The sequence below is a fragment of the uncultured Enorma sp. genome (genome assembly GCA_905210055.1).
Taxonomy (GTDB): domain Bacteria; phylum Actinomycetota; class Coriobacteriia; order Coriobacteriales; family Coriobacteriaceae; genus Enorma.
In genome coordinates, this window is sequence record CAJLVH010000022.1 from 1 (window position 1) to 17,932 (window position 17,932).

22 protein-coding genes are annotated in these 17,932 nt (G+C 64.0%); 9 read left to right on the plus strand and 13 right to left on the minus strand.

The window, feature by feature from the left end; all coding sequences use genetic code 11:
- Together QZ079_RS02860 and QZ079_RS02865 are read right to left on the minus strand one after the other, a co-directional pair.
- Window positions 1-1,526: zinc ribbon domain-containing protein (locus QZ079_RS02860; RefSeq protein ID WP_297034863.1), on the minus strand; the 1,526-nt coding region annotated here is incomplete at its 3' end.
- 235 nt (window positions 1,527-1,761) lie between these two features.
- Complete coding sequence (locus tag QZ079_RS02865) at window positions 1,762-2,121, minus strand: HigA family addiction module antitoxin (RefSeq protein WP_297034913.1); 360 nt, start codon at window positions 2,119-2,121, stop codon at window positions 1,762-1,764.
- Between QZ079_RS02865 and QZ079_RS02870 the strand changes: the two genes are divergently transcribed.
- Window positions 2,050-2,271, plus strand: a complete 222-nt coding sequence (locus QZ079_RS02870; RefSeq protein ID WP_297034919.1) for a hypothetical protein — start codon at window positions 2,050-2,052, stop codon at window positions 2,269-2,271. The genes QZ079_RS02865 and QZ079_RS02870 overlap by 72 nt on opposite strands.
- A 95-nt stretch (window positions 2,272-2,366) precedes the next feature.
- Here QZ079_RS02870 and QZ079_RS02875 read toward each other — a convergent pair whose 3' ends face one another.
- The 7 genes from QZ079_RS02875 to QZ079_RS02905 all read right to left on the minus strand — a co-directional run bounded on the left by QZ079_RS02875 (window position 2,367) and on the right by QZ079_RS02905 (window position 7,686).
- Window positions 2,367-3,026: a hypothetical protein gene (locus QZ079_RS02875; RefSeq protein ID WP_297034865.1), complete on the minus strand. Its 660-nt coding sequence runs from the start codon at window positions 3,024-3,026 to the stop codon at window positions 2,367-2,369.
- A gap of 260 nt (window positions 3,027-3,286) precedes the next feature.
- Window positions 3,287-3,622 (minus strand): hypothetical protein, encoded by a 336-nt coding sequence (locus tag QZ079_RS02880; RefSeq protein WP_297034867.1) that lies wholly within the window; start codon window positions 3,620-3,622, stop codon window positions 3,287-3,289.
- Window positions 3,623-3,757: 135 nt separating this feature from the next.
- Complete coding sequence (locus QZ079_RS02885) at window positions 3,758-4,033, minus strand: hypothetical protein (RefSeq protein WP_297034870.1); 276 nt, start codon at window positions 4,031-4,033, stop codon at window positions 3,758-3,760.
- Window positions 4,034-4,093: 60 nt separating this feature from the next.
- The gene (locus QZ079_RS02890) at window positions 4,094-4,279 is read right to left on the minus strand and encodes a helix-turn-helix transcriptional regulator (RefSeq protein ID WP_297034916.1); all 186 of its coding nucleotides are present in this window, start codon (window positions 4,277-4,279) and stop codon (window positions 4,094-4,096) included.
- A gap of 120 nt (window positions 4,280-4,399) precedes the next feature.
- Entirely contained in the window at window positions 4,400-5,224 is an 825-nt protein-coding gene (locus QZ079_RS02895) for a helix-turn-helix transcriptional regulator (protein ID WP_297034872.1), read from the minus strand.
- Between the two features lie 348 nt (window positions 5,225-5,572).
- Window positions 5,573-6,880 (minus strand): MFS transporter, encoded by a 1,308-nt coding sequence (locus QZ079_RS02900; protein WP_297034877.1) that lies wholly within the window; start codon window positions 6,878-6,880, stop codon window positions 5,573-5,575.
- 95 nt (window positions 6,881-6,975) lie between these two features.
- A complete protein-coding gene (locus tag QZ079_RS02905) occupies window positions 6,976-7,686 on the minus strand; it encodes a TetR/AcrR family transcriptional regulator (RefSeq protein ID WP_297034879.1) in 711 nt (236 codons plus the stop codon).
- A 207-nt stretch (window positions 7,687-7,893) separates the two neighbouring features.
- Between QZ079_RS02905 and QZ079_RS02910 the strand changes: the two genes are divergently transcribed.
- Window positions 7,894-8,382 (plus strand): prolyl-tRNA synthetase associated domain-containing protein, encoded by a 489-nt coding sequence (locus QZ079_RS02910; protein WP_297034882.1) that lies wholly within the window; start codon window positions 7,894-7,896, stop codon window positions 8,380-8,382.
- A 59-nt stretch (window positions 8,383-8,441) separates the two neighbouring features.
- On the opposite strand, the gene QZ079_RS02915 is transcribed toward QZ079_RS02910, so the two are convergent.
- Together QZ079_RS02915 and QZ079_RS02920 are read right to left on the minus strand one after the other, a co-directional pair.
- Complete coding sequence (locus QZ079_RS02915; RefSeq protein ID WP_297034885.1) at window positions 8,442-8,774, minus strand: hypothetical protein; 333 nt, start codon at window positions 8,772-8,774, stop codon at window positions 8,442-8,444.
- On the minus strand, window positions 8,774-9,250 hold the full coding sequence (locus QZ079_RS02920; protein WP_297034887.1) for a helix-turn-helix transcriptional regulator: 477 nt from the start codon (window positions 9,248-9,250) through the stop codon (window positions 8,774-8,776). The genes QZ079_RS02915 and QZ079_RS02920 overlap by 1 nt, the downstream gene beginning before the upstream one ends.
- Window positions 9,251-9,529: 279 nt before the next feature.
- Between QZ079_RS02920 and QZ079_RS02925 the strand changes: the two genes are divergently transcribed.
- From QZ079_RS02925 to QZ079_RS02940, 4 genes are all read left to right on the plus strand, one after another.
- The gene (locus tag QZ079_RS02925; RefSeq protein WP_291288851.1) at window positions 9,530-9,742 is read left to right on the plus strand and encodes a type II toxin-antitoxin system Y4mF family antitoxin; all 213 of its coding nucleotides are present in this window, start codon (window positions 9,530-9,532) and stop codon (window positions 9,740-9,742) included.
- Complete coding sequence (locus QZ079_RS02930; protein ID WP_297034891.1) at window positions 9,739-11,031, plus strand: HipA domain-containing protein; 1,293 nt, start codon at window positions 9,739-9,741, stop codon at window positions 11,029-11,031. The genes QZ079_RS02925 and QZ079_RS02930 overlap by 4 nt, the downstream gene beginning before the upstream one ends.
- Before the next feature lie 219 nt (window positions 11,032-11,250).
- Complete coding sequence (locus QZ079_RS02935) at window positions 11,251-11,934, plus strand: ABC transporter ATP-binding protein (protein WP_297034894.1); 684 nt, start codon at window positions 11,251-11,253, stop codon at window positions 11,932-11,934.
- Between the two features lie 28 nt (window positions 11,935-11,962).
- Complete coding sequence (locus QZ079_RS02940; RefSeq protein WP_297034898.1) at window positions 11,963-13,540, plus strand: hypothetical protein; 1,578 nt, start codon at window positions 11,963-11,965, stop codon at window positions 13,538-13,540.
- Between the two features lie 167 nt (window positions 13,541-13,707).
- Here the strand turns inward: QZ079_RS02940 and QZ079_RS02945 are convergent, their stop codons facing one another.
- Entirely contained in the window at window positions 13,708-14,073 is a 366-nt protein-coding gene (locus QZ079_RS02945; protein ID WP_297034901.1) for a helix-turn-helix domain-containing protein, read from the minus strand.
- Between the two features lie 294 nt (window positions 14,074-14,367).
- On the opposite strand from QZ079_RS02945, the gene QZ079_RS02950 reads away from it, so the two are divergent.
- A complete protein-coding gene (locus QZ079_RS02950; RefSeq protein ID WP_291288856.1) occupies window positions 14,368-14,841 on the plus strand; it encodes a universal stress protein in 474 nt (157 codons plus the stop codon).
- Between the two features lie 18 nt (window positions 14,842-14,859).
- Here the strand turns inward: QZ079_RS02950 and QZ079_RS02955 are convergent, their stop codons facing one another.
- Window positions 14,860-15,102 carry an ATP-binding cassette domain-containing protein gene (locus QZ079_RS02955; protein ID WP_297034906.1) on the minus strand — a complete coding sequence of 81 codons (243 nt, stop codon included), beginning with the start codon at window positions 15,100-15,102 and terminating at the stop codon, window positions 14,860-14,862.
- 636 nt (window positions 15,103-15,738) lie between these two features.
- On the opposite strand from QZ079_RS02955, the gene QZ079_RS02960 reads away from it, so the two are divergent.
- Both QZ079_RS02960 and QZ079_RS02965 read left to right on the plus strand, forming a co-directional pair.
- Complete coding sequence (locus QZ079_RS02960) at window positions 15,739-17,514, plus strand: glycoside hydrolase family 2 protein (RefSeq protein WP_297034907.1); 1,776 nt, start codon at window positions 15,739-15,741, stop codon at window positions 17,512-17,514.
- A gap of 70 nt (window positions 17,515-17,584) precedes the next feature.
- Window positions 17,585-17,728, plus strand: coding sequence for a hypothetical protein (locus QZ079_RS02965; RefSeq protein ID WP_297034910.1), 144 nt, complete (start codon window positions 17,585-17,587; stop codon window positions 17,726-17,728).
- Window positions 17,729-17,932: the final 204 nt, after the last annotated feature.

The following is a 17,932-nucleotide window of genomic DNA, read 5'->3' on the forward strand; positions in this document are numbered from 1 at the left end:
GGCCAGTACGGCGCGAGCACGCCGAGCTCGCCGGAGAGCGCGGTACCCGGCACCGTGTAGGGGATCACGTACATGTCGACGTTGCCCGTGGTGAGGTGCTGCTCGTCCGGACCGTACGTGAGGTACTCGTTGTCGGTCCGCGCGTTGTCGTAGTCGAGCTGGAGGCGCTGGATGCCCACCGTGCCGTCGGCCATGGAGACGTACTCGAACAGGCGCCACTTCATGTAGCCCACCGGGTCGGTGGCCTGGTCGGGCTCGGTGTCCGATCCCTGGTATATGAGCGCGGTGTAGGTCGCGGACTCGAGCGGCATCTTGCCCAGGAGGTCGTTGATGTTCCGGAAGTCGAAGGGCGACTGCTCGTCGTCGGGGCCGACCGCGATAACCGAGACGGACGCGTCCTTGACGTGCTCGGCGTTGGGGACGTAGTCGGCGACCTCGAGGCCCTGCTGCCCCGCAGCGGCATCCTGGCGGTTCTCGAGGATCTCGTCCTCGGACTCGCCGACGAGCAGCTCGTCGAAGCGGCTGTTCTGCTGGAAGGTCCCGGCGACGCCGTCATCCTGCATCATCTGATTGAACTCGGCGGAGTCGGTGTCGTAGTCGGCGGTATCGATCGAGGTGTCCTGCGTCGAGGCGAGCAGGTCGTAGGTGTAGCGGTCGAGGGAGCTCGTCGACGTCTCGTCGACGGCCGACAGGTAGACCTCGTAGTGGTCGGCCCCCTCGACCGGGTCCCACGAGACCGAGAGCGTGCCGGTCCCGGTCACGCTGATCTGCACGTTATCCGGCTCGGCGAGCGCGTCCTCGTCCTTGTCGACGTCGTTGGCGACCGTGAAGTAGGTGACCTCGGGCTTGTCGAGCTTCTCGCCGTCCGAGCCTATGTAGCGGACCAGGTAGTAGCCGCCGAAGCCGTACCAGCGCCCGAGCGGGACGAACTCGTCGGACTCGGCGTCGTCGAGGTGGAAGATGTCGATCGCGTCGGTGTCGTTGCCGTTCTCGTCGCGCACGCGGGGGTCGGCGGGCGACACGTAGAGGGCGTTCTCCCCGTCGTCGCTCTCGAACATCGAGACCGTCGTCGGGAACTCGTGCGAGAACGAGCTGTCGGTGTAGACGCGCACGGCGTCGTAGGGGTTCGTGTTGCCGATCTGGTCGAAGCTGTCGAAGGTCATGTCGATGCCGTCGTCGAGCGGGAACTCGAACTCATAGCAGTCGTCGAGGTCGAGCTGGGCCTCCTGCAGGCTGTACTTATCGGGGTCGAGGGCGCTGTAGTACGCCGGCCCGCCCGACGCCCCCGCGCCGCCGCCGGAGCCACCGGAACCGCCCAAGACCATGGGGAGGACGACGAAAATGCCGAGCACGGCGACCAGCACGACCACGACCGCCACGGCGATCGGCAACACGCGCCGCTTGGGGCCAGGGGGCGTCGGAGATGCGGGCGCCTTGTCGGAGCTGGGATCGTCGAGCTTGGCTCCGCACGCCGGGCAAAATCTCGCATCGTCGGAGATGGGCTGGTTGCAGTGAGGGCAGAGCATGTTACCTCCCTAGGTCGTCTGGCTGTTCCCAGTGTACTCCGCCGTCGCGAGCTCCCCCGCGTGTTTTGGAAATTATTACACAGCGTTCCGCATGGGAAGCAGACACCCTACTCGCAGATATGGCGAACGTAATGGCATCGCCACGATATGGGTACCGGGAGAGCCTTACCTCTATACCCGCATCACGATCAGGCACGGATTGCGTCGCGAAGGATACGGGCGCCGAATCGACCCATTAGAGAACAGCGGCAACCTGCGACCAGGGCTTGATCTTCTTAAGCTCAGGCTCTAGCTTACGCCGAGCAGCCTCGATGTCGTATGCCGCCTGAGCGCGAAGCCAGTATCCATCAGAGAGCCCGAAGAAGCGGCACAGCCGAAGATCGGTGTCCGCGGTAACAGAGCGCCGTCCTAGCACGATCTGTCCGATGCGCTGCGCAGGGATGCCCGTCTCCTTCGCTAGGCGATACTGGGGCAGTCCTACCCCGACTTCCAGCGGCTCGTCCTGCTGTCCGACTACTACGAGATGAGCCTCGACGAGCTCGTGAGGGGCGTCGACGTGGGCGACGTGCGCGCCCTCAACGAGTCCGACAAGCAGATCTCGTCGATCTACTCGGACGTCGAGCGGGGCAAGGAGGCGGCGCTCAGGGCCTGGCGGGCGTTCCTCGTCGTCGGCTGCGTCGTCCTGGCGCTCTTTGCCCTGGTGGTGGCCTACGGGGTTCTCAGCGGGGGCCTCTTCGTGAGGTAGGAGCCGGCGGCGGGAGGCGTGCGGGGCGCGATGCCGGGCCGATCGGGGGTGCGGGCCGCGGCGGCGACCCGCACCCCCATCCTCAGATTGCCCGCCTACTCCCCGTGGGTGACGCATTCGATGCGCATGGCCCCGTAGGCGGCGGCAACACGGGCGTAGCGAGCGGGGTCGCAGCCGATGCGGTCGATCTCGGCGACGTCGTGCGCGTCCTTCTCTCGCCCGCTCGCAACCTTGGCGGCGCGGACGGACTCGAGCGTGGCGCAGCCGATTATGGTGCCGTCCGGCAGCGTGCGCCCCTCTAAGAGATCGCGCTCCATAATGTCGGGGACGACCGCCTCGAGCAGGGCGTCGAAGCCGTCGGTCACCGCGAGCGCGGCGTTGCGCTGGCACAACTCGCGACCCTCGAAGCGGAACGGGCAGAAGCTCACGAGCACTCCGTCGATAAGCGCGTGAACCCCGAAGTCCCCACGCTCGTCGTTGCAGGGCAGCTCGAGCGAATCGAGCGAGGGATCATACAAGCCCTCGGCGGCGAGCCAGGCGCGCACAGCGGGCATGTCGCCCAGGCGCACCGAGACGTCCACGTCGCCGTGGAGCCTCCCGGAGTCGCGCCCGGAGGCGACCCAGGGGACGAGCCCTCCCTGGAGGTACGCCCTCCCGGCGAGGCCGGGGGCGGCCAGCACCCGCAGGGCCGCTGCGCGCGCCTGCGGGAACGGGACGGGGCTGATCGATGGGAAGGTGTTGGCGTTCTTTGCCATGGCTGTCTTCTCTCTATCCGGTCGCGGGCCGCAGGAAACCGCCCCGGCGACGCTGGGGTCGCGGCCCGCGCTGCTGTCAGGCTCATCGGCTAGAGGGAAGTCGTCATGCGCACCTCCTCGCAAGGGGACATCTGAGGCGATTCTACCCACGGCGAGGCCCACGGACGCACGGGGACGAGAGGGCGCCCCGCGGGAGGTTCCCGCGGGGCGCCCAGCGGCACGCATACCGTCGCCCACTCCCGCGGGCAGGCGCCCGGCGCCTACGAGAGCGCCACCTGCGCGACCTGGACGAGCGCCCAGACGCAGAGCAACACTGCGTCGACGCTCGCGAGCGCGCTCACAGCCCGCACGCCGGCGGTGCGGCGGCGCGGCGCCTCGAAGCACAGGTAGACGCAGCTGAGGGCGAAGATGAGCGGCGTGACGCCGTCCGCCCCCATGGCGTCACCCGTGGCGAGGCGCCAGAAGTAGAGGGCGAAGGCCCCGAGCGCGGCTACGAGGATGACGCCGACAACGAAGAGGTCCGAGCGCCGCGGGTCCTCGGCGGCCTCGCTCCCCTCGACGTCCTTATCGATGGCTGCTGCAGCGGTGTCGGCCATGGTCGGCTCCTTTCCTACGTGCCCCCTCGGGGCTGACTGTCCATACCCGGAGTATCCGGTATTTCTCGCTCCATATCAATTATTTCTATCATCCTGAGTGAAAGAGATGGCTCCGCCGCAGCGGAGCCGGAGACGCTACATGACGCGGCGCAGCACCAGGACGGCCACGATCCACACGGCGAGCACCAGGTTGTAGAGCCACTGGAGCGTGCTCGCGTAGAAGACGTAGGAGATCTCCATCGGCACGCCGCCCGAGGACTTGGCGATGAGGTTCACCGCGACGAAGAACACCGCGAAGGCCACGACGCCTGCCTTGCCGAAGATCTGCCATCCGCGCTCGTCGCGGTTCTTGAGCCGGGCGATCATGACGATCACCGCTACGGAGAGCGGCAGGCATGACCAGGCGCCCACGTTGAGCGCGAGGGCGCTGTCGAGCAGCTAGTGCATGCCGGTGCCGAGGGCGTCCATCATCTACGCCTCCCTGAAGTCGAAGAGGTCCTCGACCGTGACGCCGAAGACCTGGGCGATGCTGTAGGCGAGCAGGAGCGAGGGGTTGTAGCGGTTGCGCTCGAGCTGCACGATGGTCTGGCGCGAGACGCCCACGGCCTCGGCGAGCTCGGCCTGCGTCATGCGCCGCATGGCGCGGTACACGTGGATCTTGCTCTCGAAGGTGTACTTCTGCTTGGCCACCGCCGTACCCTCCCTCCCGCGTCCGTGGAATGTATTTCTTACATTCTCGCACGCGGAGCCAGGCGGGGCAACGGGGCGATGCCACGCCTACCCGCGGCGGCTCCGCCCGATCGCCCAGAACGCGAGGAGCACCACCGCGCCGCCCACGACGGCGAACCAGTCCCGTGGCGTGCCGAGGCCGCCCGTCGCGGCGCCGAGGGCGACGGCGCCCGCCACCCAGAGCGCCGGCAGGACGGCCGCCGTCCAGGCCGGGCGGGCGAGGCGCCCCAGGGCGAAGGAGCCCGCGAGCACGACGGCGACGGCGAGAACGACCGCCAGCTTTCGGAACGTCGCGGGGTTGAGGAGGATGTCTGCCGCCACGAGCACGCCGACGCCGACTGCGAGGCCGACAAAGACCTGCAGGACGACCCGCATCCCCAGGGCGGCGCCGCTCGCGCGGGCGGCCTCCACGGGCTCGCCCGTGGCCGCGCCGAGAAGCTCGGCGGCGCTCCTCGCGTCCTCGCCTCCCCGCCCGCGCCGCGCCGCCAGAACGGCCACCGAGAACGCCAGCGCCAGCACCGCGAGCAGCAGGCGCAGCGCCGGCTCCAGGTACTCGCGCCCAGCGACCGCTGTCACGGCGAGCGCCGTGACCACGACAACCTCGACCGCGGCCAGCGCCACCGCGAGGGTCCTCGTCCTCCGCTCGTTCTTCTCGACCATCTCGCGCATCTCGTCCACGTCCCCTCTCACCAGCTCGTCGATCGTGGTGCCGAAGAGGTTCGCGAGCAGGAGCATGCTCTGGACGTCGGGCAGGGTCTTCGAGGTCTCCCAGTGGCTCACCGTGACGCGGCTCACGTAGAGCCGCTGCGCGAGCTCCTCCTGGGAGAGCCCGAGCCGCTGTCGCCGCTCCCTGATCTGGTTTCCGACGTCCATGCGCGCTTCCTCATCCCTCGCGGTCTTTCCGACACCCCCAACGTAGCCGAGGGGCGTCCACGGTGCAGTATAAAGTGGTTTACAGCCGATGTTAGCCGCTGCTTATCTACCCCTACCGATACCTATACCATCTTTTTTCACCGATGGGAGCCATTGTTAGCCGCACAGTTCAGATATGCGCGATTCGATAGGTACGAAGGGCTCAAAAAGCGACGTTCCGCACGACGCAAAGTAACAAGGCACAGATCAGTACAAGAAAAGCCCAGGATTCGATCATCCCGTCGAACACATCCCCATCGAGCGCTGCCGAACAATCGCGCATATCTGAACTGCGCGGCTAAAAAACGCTCAGCGAGAAGAAAAACTGGCGCCCGCCTGTCGCTGCGCCTCATGCGCCGTTTGCGCCAACCACAATGCCACGGCTGCAGTCGCTGCTGCCGCCGTGAGCGCAATCGCCCATGCGGGAACCAGATCGAGCGCTACGCCGTAACCCAGCTGGCCTAAGGGCGTGGCGAAGTTCGCCAGCATGAGGGCGAGCGCCATGACCTTGCCCACGAGGGTGCCAGGGCTCTTCATCTGCAGGTAGCTTGTGGCCACGACGCTCATGCACATGCAGACGGCCATCGTTGGGAGGTAGAGTGCGACGAGCGCCGCATAAGTCCCGAGCGCGGGCAGCGGAGCGGCAAGCGCGGCCGCGACGAGCGCGATGCCGCCCGCCACACACGCCAGCAGCCTCGGCACTGAGCGGATGGAGAACCTGCCGGGAGCCGCCGCCACAACGGCACCGCCCACAAGGCCGCCCGCCGCAAGCGCGCCCTGCAGCGCACCCATGAACTGGTTGGAAAGGCCGAGCGTCTCGGTCACGATGTAGGGCGAGCACACGTTGAAGAACGACGACCCAAAGAGATTCACGAGCGTGGCGCCCAGGATAGTGCGCCACATGAGCGGGTTGGAGCGCAGGAAGCCGAGCGCCTCGGCAAGGTCCGCGCGGGCGGTGGCGAGAGCGCCCGCCGTACGCGCGGGTGGCTCGTAGGGAACGCGCACGGCGAATGCCGCCACGGCAGCCGATGCCGCGAAGCAGACGACACACGCGACCACAATGGGTGCAAGGCCGAAGAATCCGAAAGCTAGCCCGCCCACCACGGGTCCGCCAATGCCCGTGAGCATGCCCATCTGGTTCACGAGCGCCACAGCACGCTCGACCTCCGTGGGCGCTACGAGGTGCGGAATCGCCGACTGTACGCAGGGTTGCTCGAGTGCCTGTGCTGCGAAGGCGAGCATGAGGACGGCGACCGTTGCCGGCACAACCGCAGACGTCCCCGCGAGGGGAAGGTATGCCGCCATCGCCGCCGCGAGCGCCGTGCCCACCGCGACCATGACGCCCCGCTTGCGCGTGCGGTCCGCGATGACGCCGCCCACGGGCGCGAGCAGCGTGTAGGGCACGAACCCCGTCGCGACCACGCCGCCGTAGAGCGCGCCCGATCCCGTAAGGTTAAGCAAGTGCAGGGGCAGCACGAACTGCAGGATCTCCATGCCGAGCAGGCTGAGCGCTTGGGACGCCATGACTGCCGCGAAGCGCGGGGTTGCGATACCGGCATCTCTCCCAGTAGCGCGCTTCTTCTCTCCGGTTAGCCTCTTCTCGTTGTTCTTCCGCATCGGTTCCCTCTCTTTCATACATTCAGTTGGTATGTATACTGACTCGAAAGAAAGCCGCTTGCGCGGCTGCCTTTCATGGGCAATTTAGATCCCGCCTACCGCGGCGAATCGCCGCCATCCTCGGCAGCACCCTCCCCCGCCAAATCGCGAGCGAGCTCGCCCCAAGAGTCATCCCACATGCGCGTGGGGTCGAAGGAATCCCAGTCTACAAGGTCAACGCCGAGCGCATGCATCACGCGCACGAGCACGGCGGCGCGACGCTCGAATTCCGCCTTATCGGCAAGCGGGTGGTAGAGCGGCACCATCCAGAGGTTCGCGAGCAGGAGCATCACCTCGGCGGTCTCGCGCGGGTACTCGGAGGTCACCGTGCCGTCGGCCACACCCTCACGGATCGCCGGCTCAACGTAGCGGTGCGCCACGTCGAGCGCGTCGAGATACTCGCGTGCGAGGAGGCGCGAGCTAGCAATGGGGTCGGAGGAAGGACGCATCGCGCGCAGCATGTCGGCGGAAGGCCCTGCGGCCGAAGACTCGTCGAGTGCACGAAGCTTCTCCAGCCCCGTAAGCGAGCTATCCGCGAGGATCTCTTCGGCGCGCGTCACGACAGAGCGGTTCGCACGCTCGAAGACGGCCTCGAAGATGTCCTCTTTGCTCTTGAAGTGATGGTAGACGGCGCCCTTGGTGAGGCCATCGAGCCCCGCCACGATGTCCGCCATCGTCGTGTGTTCGTAGCCGCGCTCGGCGAAAAGTCGCTCGGCCACGTCGAGGATCTTCTTGACCGTTTCCTCCGGGTACTTGTTCCGCGCCATGGGCACCCCCTGTCTCTTGCTAAACATACCATGAGTATGTATTGGGAACAAGGGCGATGTTGAACTCGTTGGTTTTCTAAGCCGAACGTCAAACGGGCACACAAGGTACAATTTCCCCAGGATCTTTCGACATGTAGCCGATGCTTAGCATGCGCGATGCATCTCGGGGCGCTCGTGGTTCCAGGGAACAATGCGGAGGAAGGCGCCATGTACGGAAAAGCGGAAACCTTGCAGCTGCTCGATCAAGAAGGCATCGTCTTCGAGGCCTATGAGCACGCCGCGGTATTCACCGTGGCGGAAGCCATTGCCGCGAATATCCCCCATAGCGAGTTCGGTGCCAAGAACCTGTTTTTGCGCGACGATAAGCACCGCGCGTACTATCTCGTCGTCTTACCGGATCAGAAGAGCGTTTCCCTCCGCGAAATCCAAGGGCGGCTGGGCTCGCGGCGCCTCTCGTTTGCGAGCGATCGAGACCTCGCTACCATGCTCGGCCTCATCCCCGGATCGGTCACGCCGCTCGGCGCGCTCAACGATGCCGAGCATCGCGTGGAAGTTATCATCGACCAAGAGGTCATCGACGCCGGGTACGTGGCCGTGCACCCCTGCGACAATACTGCAACGGCTCTTCTTGCCACAGAGGACCTCATCGAGTTGCTGAGACGGCACGGCTCGCGGTTACGCGTGGTAACCCTATAGCCGCACCCATGTAAAATTACCCCAGGGGTTTTTCGACACGACACGCGTCGCCGCGCAGTCTACCCTTGCTCGATTCCCTCTACGAGCGAGATGCGCAGCGCCTTCAGCTGGGTTCCGCCCTTCTTGTCGAGGCACTCCATGAGCACCCACTCATCGTCGACGTCCCGCACGGTGCCGGAAAGGCGCATGCCGCCCGCCGTCACGCCGGCCTCGGCAAGGACGAGCTCGCACGAGCTGCCGATGTGCTCGCGCAGCATCCGCCCCAGCTCCGTCTCCCTCGACTCGGAGGCATCCATGAGCTTCCGCAGATCCTTCTTCGTGGGCATGGCCGCCATGATGTAGACCGTGAGGGCAAACGTGGCGCAGACCATCACGAATACCGTGTACTCCATCAGCGCGCATCCTCCTCGACCGTGAACCCGGCGACATCGGCCATGTCAACGAGCTTGAGCACGCGCCGCGGTGGCTCTTTTTCGCGGAATATCGGCGTTGGGAAAACCGCCCGGGGCGCGTCGCATTCCAGGCGAATCCACCCGGCGCCGACGCTCAGAAGACGAGCGTGCACCAGAGCGCCCTCACCATCGGCGAGCTCCACCGTGACGTCCTTGCCCACGAGTCCATCGAGAACATGCACGTCCCGCGTGCGCCCGCCTTTGCCGGGGCACACCACGTCCACCTCATCGCTCGCAAGGTCGTTGAGCGTCACGTCGTAGAGGCGCGCGAGCTCCGCCGCCTTGTCGAGCGCGGGCGACCCTTGTCCAAGCTCCCAGTTGCTCACCGTCTGCCTGGTCACGCCGATGGCATCCGCAACCTCCTGTTGGCTCATGCCCTTCCGCTTGCGCAGCGCGAGCAGCTTATCGGATATCATGGTCGACCCCTTCTTCCGGTTCGTTGGGGAGATGTTCGCTGCACCCATTCTCTCGAAGACCGACCCACCGCGCCAGCAAATTCGGCAGGCATCTTGTCAAAAGCATTTACGCGGGCGGTGGGACGTCGTAACGCCCCGTGAGAAAACCTCCGAAGTAATGCGACGTCACGTTTTATGCGCTCGCATAAATAATCATTGATCATGTTATTATATATGCGTTCGCATAAATCTTCTTCTCATTCGTCATAACTTATGCGTACGCATATACTGGAGGCATCTATGACGGTATCTACCCCCGCAGAAATCGGCGCGCTCATTCGCGACGAGCGAATCAGACAACGCCTCACGCAGACTGACCTCGCCGGGCTCGCGGGCGTGGGCATCACGTTCATCTCCCAACTAGAAAACGGCAAGGAAAGCGCTGAGCTTGGCAAAGTCCTCGGCGTCCTTACCATACTCGGCATCGACCTCATCGCCGAACGGAGGGCATGATGAAAGCGTTGCATGTTTACCGCCTTGCATACGACGAACTGCTTCCCATTGGAATCATCTCGAAGGATGGCACGGCATTCTCATACGACCCCTCGTATCTTGCGCACCCCGGCTCCATTCCCCTCTCATGTTCCCTCCCCCTTCAAAACGATCCTTTTGAAGCGGCGGCATTCCGCCCCTACTTCGAAGGATTGCTCTCCGAAGGCATGGCGCGGCGCGCGCTTGCGGCCGAACTCCAACTACCGGAAGAGGATTACCTTGGCCTTCTCGCACAGTGCGGCAGGGATTGCATCGGTGATGTCGTGATAACCACCGAGCCCGTGGCGGAACTCAACATACGCTCGATGTCATACGAAGCAATATCGATCGAAACGTTTCGCCATATGCTGCTCGACTTCCCGGAAGCCGCCCAGGCGAACGCATCGTCTCGACTTTCTTTGGCGGGCACGCAGAACAAAATAGGCCTCGCCCATCTCCCGAATACCGCCCTCGATAATGGTTGGCTGCGTCCGCAGGGATACGCAGCGACGACGCATATTCTCAAAACGAGCCATATACGGGATCTTCCCGAGATTGAGTTCCTCTGCATGCGGGCGGCAAAGGCCTGCGGGATTCCCGTCCCCGCAACGAACCTCGTCACAGCACCGAATCCCATTCTTGCCGTCGAGCGCTTCGATCGCTCAAGCCGCATGGAGCATGGAAAACTTTGCGTTGAACGCATGCATCAAGAGGATCTGAGCCAGGCATTCGGCACAACCCCCGGATCGAAATATGCCGAACTCCCCGGAGGAAGCGTCCGGGCAATCGCCGAGCTCATACGCCGACGCGCGGTGAATCCCGCTCGAGACCTTGCAACATTCGCCAAAATCTTGCTGTTCTCCTATGCGATCGGAAACTGCGACGGGCATCTCAAGAACTTCTCGATATCGCTTCACGAACCGAAACCGGGACGGCAAGCCGCCCTTTCTCTCGAGCCCGCGTATGATCTGGTCTGCACCACCATATTCCCCCGATTTAGCCGAGATATGGGAATGAAGATGGGCGGCGTGCGTTCCATCGACGATGTCGCCCCCAGCACCTTCGATGTCTTGGCGAACGAGCTGGGTATCACGAAGCGTGCGCTGCAGCGCTTTGCGGAGCCGCTTGTGAAGCATGCCACTCGATCGATAGCGCAAACCGGAGAAGGACTCCATGGCGACGTGTTGGAATCAACGCCCTATATCGCCGAAGACCTTGTCGAAGATATGCGCCCCCGCCTCGCCGTGCTTCAGGCATTCCTCGCCGCATAAGGCAACGAGCGTAAAATACCCCAGGGGTTCTTTTACATCTTCGGAAACGCACGCAACGTAGGCAACGACTCTGCAGATGTAAAACCCTGGGGTATTTTTACGTCACCCCTGGGGTATTTTTACGTCATAAGGCAACGACCTCACAACCTAACATTCGGCAAACAAGTATCATGTCACCAACGTCCAAGCGCGCTGTGCACGCTGGCAAAAGGAGGCACGGTGAGCGTTCTCGAAGTTCACGATATCGCGTTCGGCTACGGACGCGCCAACGTATGGGAGCAGGTGTCCTTCACCCTCGAGCCCGGCGAGATCGCGCTGCTTGTCGGCATGAACGGTGCGGGCAAATCCACGCTACTCCGCTGCCTCGCGGGCTGGGAGCGCCTGCGCGAGGGTTCGATCTCGCTTCTGAACACCCCACTCGACAAGCTCTCCCCCGCAGAGCGCAGCCGCATGGCGTTCGTCGCCGACGTCCCCGCCTTCTATGACGACCTCACGGCGTACGAGCACGTCGAACTCCTCGCTCGCGCCAATCGCTGGGACGAGAACCGCTGGGACGAGGCGGACCGGCTGCTCGAGCGCTTCGGCATCGCCCGCTTCTGCGACCAGTACCCGCAGAGCTTCTCTCGCGGCATGCGCGAGAAACTTGCCTGCACGCTCGCGCTCGCCATGTCGCCCGCGTGCCTCTTGCTCGATGAACCCACCGACCCGCTCGACCCGGCTTCCGCCGCCATCCTAGAGGAAGAGCTCGCCACCGCCGCCTCAAGGGGTTGTGCCATCCTTTTGAGCTGCCATCACGAGCTCGAAGTGCTCGAACCGCATCGCGTGCTCAAGCTTGCCGATGGAACCATCGAAGCGCTTGACGGCGCGGCGGCACGCGATTCCTCGCTCTGGACATCCCTGTAGGCGCATCATGTTCCGGGGATTTCACACCATGCCCTGGCTGAAGGCAAAGCACCTGCGCGCGGAGCTCAACTTCTGGCTCTGGGCGGCCGGCGTCGACCTCGATGACGCACGGGACATGACGGAGCGGCTGTACCTGCTCTATGTGGTACTCCTCGCCGCCGCTGCCATCGGAGCCTGCTGGGTCTGGGTGCTCGGCCTCGTCACGGGTGCTGCCTATACCGAAGGCGCGGAGATGGCGGCCATCACGGCGGAGATCGCACGTGCCATCGCAGCCGGCGCGCTCGTCATCCCCGTGTGTGCCGCAGCGCTTTGGCTCATGGGCGCGGGCTGGCGTGCACCGTGGTCGCCCTCGGCGCCCGACGCTGCCTGGCTCGCCCAGTTACCGGTGACGATAGCCGGATGGAGCACCCTCGAGCTTGCGCCCCGTCTGCTTACGCGCGGAGCCATCGCCGGATGCATCGGCTATCTCATCGCATCCTATACCGTTACGGCCGCTGGCCAAGAGGCGACACTCGTCGCCTGCCTTCCCTACGCCCTTGTGGCGGGACTTGTCACGGGAGCGGGCTATGCCCTCGCCTGGCTCATGGGCGAAGTGCGCATTCGTGCTGGCAGAGCGAGGCGCTACGTACTCGCCCTGTGCGGTGCCGTGGCGGGAGTCGCGCTCGCGGCTCTTTCCATAGCCGCCTTCCCTCTGCTTGAGGGCTTCGCAGGCATGCTGCTGCCGGGCGGCGCCCCTATGTTGCCTGTGACACTCGCGATCGCGCTGCTCGCGGTTGCGATCGCCGTGAACGCGCTCTTCGCCCAGCGCCTCACGCCCGCGTTCCTCACGCGCGAAGCCGCAACCGACGCCTCGCTCTATGCGGTTCGCCGCATGGCCGTCTACAATCCCAAGCTCTACAAATCCCTGGTGAAGAGCCAGCGTGCAGCGTTCCGACGCCCGCTTGGCCGCATGCCTCGCGCGCAGGGACAGGCAGCGGTCCTCGCACGCGCCGTCATCTCCACCGTTCGCCATTACGAAGCGCTGCCGCAGGTCATCCTTGCCGGAGCATTCGTCGCACCCATGGGCGTCCTCCTGCTTTCCGGTGCGCTCGCACGCCAAAGCGCAGCGTTCGGCCTGCTTGGCGGAGAGATTGGAGCGCGCATCATGGGCGCGGCGAGCTGGATCATGCTCGCTGTGAGCGGGTTCGATGCCCAGCGCTCGCTCGCCCGCGTCTTCCTCGCCGATACACGGAACCGCTTCATGCGCAACCATCTGCCCGTTCCCTCGCCGGTTCTGTTCGTGCTGGGATCGCTGCCCGCGGTTGTCGTGGCACTCGCAGCCTCCGCTGTGGTCTCTATCGCCGCCACGTTCCTGGGAACGTCCATCGAAGGCACCTTCGCCCTGTTCCTCGGTGACGCCGCACTCGTCGTGATGCTTGCGCTCTGCGGTTCTCTAGCTGCCGAAGATCCCGCTCGACACCGCGCTCGCCTCTCCTGTGAGGCCATGACCGCTATCGCCGCGGCCTTGTGCGCGCTGGGTGCCGCCCTCGCGCCGACAGGATGCTATGCACTAGCATTTTGGCTGGTCACCGCCCTTGTCGCAGCCATCTCCTGCACCCGGATGTAAAATAACCCCAGGGGTTTTTCGACATAAAACGCCAAAGGAACCGCGCATGTCAAATTACCCCAGCGACTTTTTTACATTGCGTAGTGAGAAAACCTTCAACTCAATGAAAGTGTTATGCGATGAAAAAAATCGCTGGGGTAATTTGACATGCAACGCGTAGCCACACGCTACTTGCCAATGCTGCTGAGCAGTTCCGCAGGGTCGACGCCATAGAGCTTCGCGAGCTTGATAAGGTTCGTGGTACTGGGCTCCGATGCGCCCTGCTCCCACTTGCTCACCGCTTGGCGGCTCACGCCTACATGCTGAGCCACGAACTCCTGCGTCATTTTGCAGCGCTCGCGCTCCTCGCGCAGCGCCTCTCCAAGCGAGCGGCGCTGAGCCATCGTCTCGGGATCCTTACTCCCACGCTCCTGGCGCAGGAACCAGCGAATCGCAAGCACGGCCACGATGACGAACAGCACCCAAGGCAGCAAGTTCATGAAGATGAACGGCAAGATGATGAGCAGCTCGGTGGGACTCGGAATCACAGCCATGACGTCTCCTTTCTCCTCTCGGATGTATACCCTCATGATGCCCGTCGCCATGCAGTTGCGTCTATCACCTATCGCGCAATAATCGGTTGCACTTTGGTTGCGCGTCGAAATACGCCCGGCAAGAGCGCTCATCTCATTCATGCTCAGCCCCCAGCTCTCTCCGCGCCTTTCGCCGCGCCAAACCGACACTTCGCCCAGAAGCCGGATGCTGGATGTCCCACTCGCTCCCCGCACGGGTATACGACGTATAACCACGGTGACATGCCGTGCTGTCCCGTCCCAAGGGAGGTTGCCATGATTTTCAAGAACATCCTGGTTCCCTTTGATGAATCGAGCCACGCGCTCAGCGCGCTCCATACTGCGCTTGCGATGGTGGGCGATCAGCCGGAGGCGAAGGTACATGTCGTCACCATTATCCCTGCGCGGGCCCTTCCGGGCGTGCCGTTCACGGGCGATAGCTTCGAGGTCTCGCCAAGCGTTGTGTATCCCGAGAGCTACGACCAGCTCATGGAAGTCGTCGTGAACCGTGAGCGCGCAACAATCGATGAGGCGGTGAAGGAATCGCTCGACAACGCGCAGTGCCAGGTGGTCGTCGACGCTATCATCGACTCCTCACCGGTGGAAGGCATCGCGAACTACGTCGAAGGCAACGGCATCGACCTCGTGGTCATGGGGCGCCGCGGGCTGGGTGCCTTGCGCGGCATGCTCGGCAGCGTGAGCTTCGGCGTGCTCCGCTCCGTGGAGGTGCCCATCCTCACCGTAAAGTAGCACCTTGTGGCAGGCGCGTCACAGCGCCTCGGGTGCGTCCTCCGTCTCCTGGGCGCAATAGAGGCACACGAGGCTCGGCGAGACGCTGCCCGCATCGGGCGCCATGAGCCCGCAGGCGATCTTCGCGAGCGTGGTCTTCCCGCATCCGTTATCGCCCAAAAGGCCGGTCCAGCCTTCCGCAAAGGATATCGTTACGTTGTTCAAGATGGGTTCGAGGGCAGAGGGATAGGTATACCGAATTCCCGAAAGCGTGAGCTGCATGAAGACTCCTGTCACAAATCGAGCGACACCGCCGAACACTCGCAGGAGCGCACGCGAAGCATCGTGTGTCGCGAATCGTTCTTTGTGCTTAGAGCCTCTTCACCGCGTGTCCTTCCCGTCGGAGCCGGTGGCGCCGCCACGCGCGCTGCGGAAACCCCACGTTCCGCCCGGTCGACACGCTGAGTATACGCGCGCCGTACAGACAGGGTCAACACCGCATCGCACCCGCACGCCTGCGACATAGCCCTCGTGCAACGCAAAACATGTTGCATCCTCACGCAGCCCAGGCGAGAAATGACGCACATGCCGCCATTTTCTAGTAAGTTTATTCAGATATGCACGATTCGAGGCTTGTGGAAAGAGGCTACGATTGGTCTCGAAGGGCGATTTCGCGGTTTTTATGCCGGGCGGTTGATCTGAGGGTTGTTTTGCACATTAGCACCCATTTGAATCCGCGTCTCATCGTTCATAACTGAACAAACGTACTAGATGTAGGCTCCCGCTTTGTTAAAACCGCTCGGCAACGTTAGCATGCGAACCCGCCCGCATCGCACGGTACAATAACCAACATCGACCTTCTCGCGCTGAAACCGCCGCCGACCCAGTTGCGGCCAGATCACGAAACGGAGGCGGCGCATGCTCGATGTGAAGCGCGCCCTCAAAGCTGCCCAGGTGCCCGCGCGCACGCACACCCTGTCCCTCTCGACCCCCTGGGGCGAAGCGATCACCGCGGCGGGAGACAACGCCCCCATTCTGCCCGAACATCCCCGCCCCACCATGCAGCGCGCCGCGTACGCCATACTCAACGGCATGTGGGAATGCGCCTTTTCTCCGCTCAACGTGCCGCTGCCCGCCCGAAGCGCCCGGGACGCCCGTGTCGCCGGCACACGCCCCGGCGCCCTCAATTACGACGAGGCGCTCCACGCGGTGAGCACCGCGACGCCGCCCATCACGTTTGGAAGCCGCATCCGCGTTCCCTTCTCGCCCGAAGCACCCCTCTCGGGCGTGAACCGCGTGCTCCAACCAAACGAGCTCCTGTGGTACCGCCGCATGCTCGAGCTCCCCATGCTTTCCTCAAATGACCGCCTCATCCTGCACTTCGAAGCCGTCGATTGGGTGTGCGCGGTCTATGTGAACGGGCAGCTCGCCAAAACCCATAGAGGCGGCTACCTGCCCTTCGATGTGGATGCCACGCCCCACCTCTGCCCGGCAAGCGAAGGCCGGGCAGAGCTCATGCTCTGCGTGTACGACCCCTCCGACGCCGGCGTGCAACCGCGCGGCAAGCAGAGCCTCACGCCGGGAGGCATCTGGTACACCGCGCAAAGCGGCATCTGGCAAAGCGTGTGGTACGAGGTCGTACCGGCAGCGCACCTCACCTCGCTCTCGCTGAACGGCGCGGCCGACGGCTCGCTCACGGTCGATGCGCAGGCGGCGCGTGCCGAAGTATCCGGGCAGGCGCCCGATCTTCACCTTGAACTCACCATGCTCGACCACGCAGGAGCTGCGATCATCCAAGCAACCCTACCCCTCGATGAGCGCGGGAAGCTCCACACCGCGCTCACCGTTGATAACCCGCACCTCTGGTCGCCGAGCGACCCATACCTCTACCAGGTAAAAGCCGTGCTGCGCACGCATGCGGCCGAGGATTCCGCGCGCACCCGGGACATCATCGAGAGCTACTGCGCGTTCCGCACCGTCTCCATCGAGCGCGATGCCCAAAGCGTGCCGCGCTTCTTCCTTAACGGCAAGCCATATTTCGTGAAGGGCATACTCGACCAGGGCTACTGGCCAGACGGCCTCATGACCGCGCCTTCGGACGAGGCACTCGTCCACGACATCGCCGCCATGAAGGCAGCCGGTTTCAATATGATGCGCAAGCATTTCAAAATCGAGTGCGCCCGCTGGTACTACCACTGCGACCGACTCGGCATGCTCGTGTGGCAGGACGCCGTGCAGGGCGGCGGCCCGTATAGCCTGTGGCACATCAGCCGCAAACCCACGGTGTTCAAATGCACCTGGGGTCGCTACCGCGACGATGTTCCGCACCATCGGACGGCACTCGCCTCGAACGACGTGCGCTACCAGCTTGAATGGAACGAGACCTGCACCGCGATGGTGCGCCTGCTCGCCCGCCACCCTTCGATCGTCACCTGGACGCTTTTCAACGAGGGCATGGGGCAGTTCGACGCACGCGCCGCTGCCGAACATATCCACGGTATCGATCCAACGCGCCCCATCGATGCCGTGAGCGGTTGGTTCGACCAGCATTGCGGAGACTACCTCTCGCAGCATAACTACTTCCGCCCGCTCACCGCCGACCGCGACCGCAGGTTCCTCTCTGGCTACGTCGCCAAACGTGGCTTCCGCGCACTCTTCCTCTCCGAATTTGGGCGGGGGGGGGCAGCCGATTGAAGGGCATCGGCTCTCCGACGCCGCATACGGTTACGGTGAGTTCAATAGCATTGACGAATGGCGCGAAGCGGTGCGTTCATCGCTCGCTGCCGCCGAGGCACTTGAAGAGCGCGGCCTCGCCGGCTACGTCTACACGCAGATCTCCGATGTCGAGGACGAGGTCAACGGGATCCTCACCTACGATCGTCGCATAAACAAGCTCGATGTAAAATAACCCCAGGGGTTTTTAACATTCCGCAGGTCAGTCCCCCTGCGTCGAGAAGAAGGCGGCGTCGGCGGGGCGGTACGGCCGCAGGCGCGCAGGGTCGACTTCCGTGTGAGCGTGATTCGGCACGTCATACCACTTGACCGTGAAGCCGGCGCCATGGCTGCAGAACACGGAATCCGGTGTATTGGGAAGATCGGCCTCGGGGTCGTA

What these genes read in the sequence shown, in the direction of transcription:
- QZ079_RS02925 (WP_291288851.1), top strand. Translation starts at nt 9,530, where the DNA reads ATGACGGTATCTACCCCCGCAGAAATCGGCGCGCTCATTCGCGACGAG.
- QZ079_RS02940 (WP_297034898.1), top strand. Translation starts at nt 11,963, where the DNA reads ATGCCCTGGCTGAAGGCAAAGCACCTGCGCGCGGAGCTCAACTTCTGG.
- QZ079_RS02910 (WP_297034882.1), top strand. Translation starts at nt 7,894, where the DNA reads ATGTACGGAAAAGCGGAAACCTTGCAGCTGCTCGATCAAGAAGGCATC.
- QZ079_RS02895 (WP_297034872.1), bottom strand. Translation starts at nt 5,224, where the DNA reads ATGGACGTCGGAAACCAGATCAGGGAGCGGCGACAGCGGCTCGGGCTC.
- QZ079_RS02945 (WP_297034901.1), bottom strand. Translation starts at nt 14,073, where the DNA reads ATGGCTGTGATTCCGAGTCCCACCGAGCTGCTCATCATCTTGCCGTTC.
- QZ079_RS02960 (WP_297034907.1), top strand. Translation starts at nt 15,739, where the DNA reads ATGCTCGATGTGAAGCGCGCCCTCAAAGCTGCCCAGGTGCCCGCGCGC.
- QZ079_RS02915 (WP_297034885.1), bottom strand. Translation starts at nt 8,774, where the DNA reads ATGGAGTACACGGTATTCGTGATGGTCTGCGCCACGTTTGCCCTCACG.
- QZ079_RS02955 (WP_297034906.1), bottom strand. Translation starts at nt 15,102, where the DNA reads ATGCAGCTCACGCTTTCGGGAATTCGGTATACCTATCCCTCTGCCCTC.
- QZ079_RS02905 (WP_297034879.1), bottom strand. Translation starts at nt 7,686, where the DNA reads ATGGCGCGGAACAAGTACCCGGAGGAAACGGTCAAGAAGATCCTCGAC.
- QZ079_RS02875 (WP_297034865.1), bottom strand. Translation starts at nt 3,026, where the DNA reads ATGGCAAAGAACGCCAACACCTTCCCATCGATCAGCCCCGTCCCGTTC.
- QZ079_RS02930 (WP_297034891.1), top strand. Translation starts at nt 9,739, where the DNA reads ATGATGAAAGCGTTGCATGTTTACCGCCTTGCATACGACGAACTGCTT.
- QZ079_RS02920 (WP_297034887.1), bottom strand. Translation starts at nt 9,250, where the DNA reads ATGATATCCGATAAGCTGCTCGCGCTGCGCAAGCGGAAGGGCATGAGC.
- QZ079_RS02880 (WP_297034867.1), bottom strand. Translation starts at nt 3,622, where the DNA reads ATGGCCGACACCGCTGCAGCAGCCATCGATAAGGACGTCGAGGGGAGC.
- QZ079_RS02870 (WP_297034919.1), top strand. Translation starts at nt 2,050, where the DNA reads ATGAGCCTCGACGAGCTCGTGAGGGGCGTCGACGTGGGCGACGTGCGC.
- QZ079_RS02950 (WP_291288856.1), top strand. Translation starts at nt 14,368, where the DNA reads ATGATTTTCAAGAACATCCTGGTTCCCTTTGATGAATCGAGCCACGCG.
- QZ079_RS02900 (WP_297034877.1), bottom strand. Translation starts at nt 6,880, where the DNA reads ATGCGGAAGAACAACGAGAAGAGGCTAACCGGAGAGAAGAAGCGCGCT.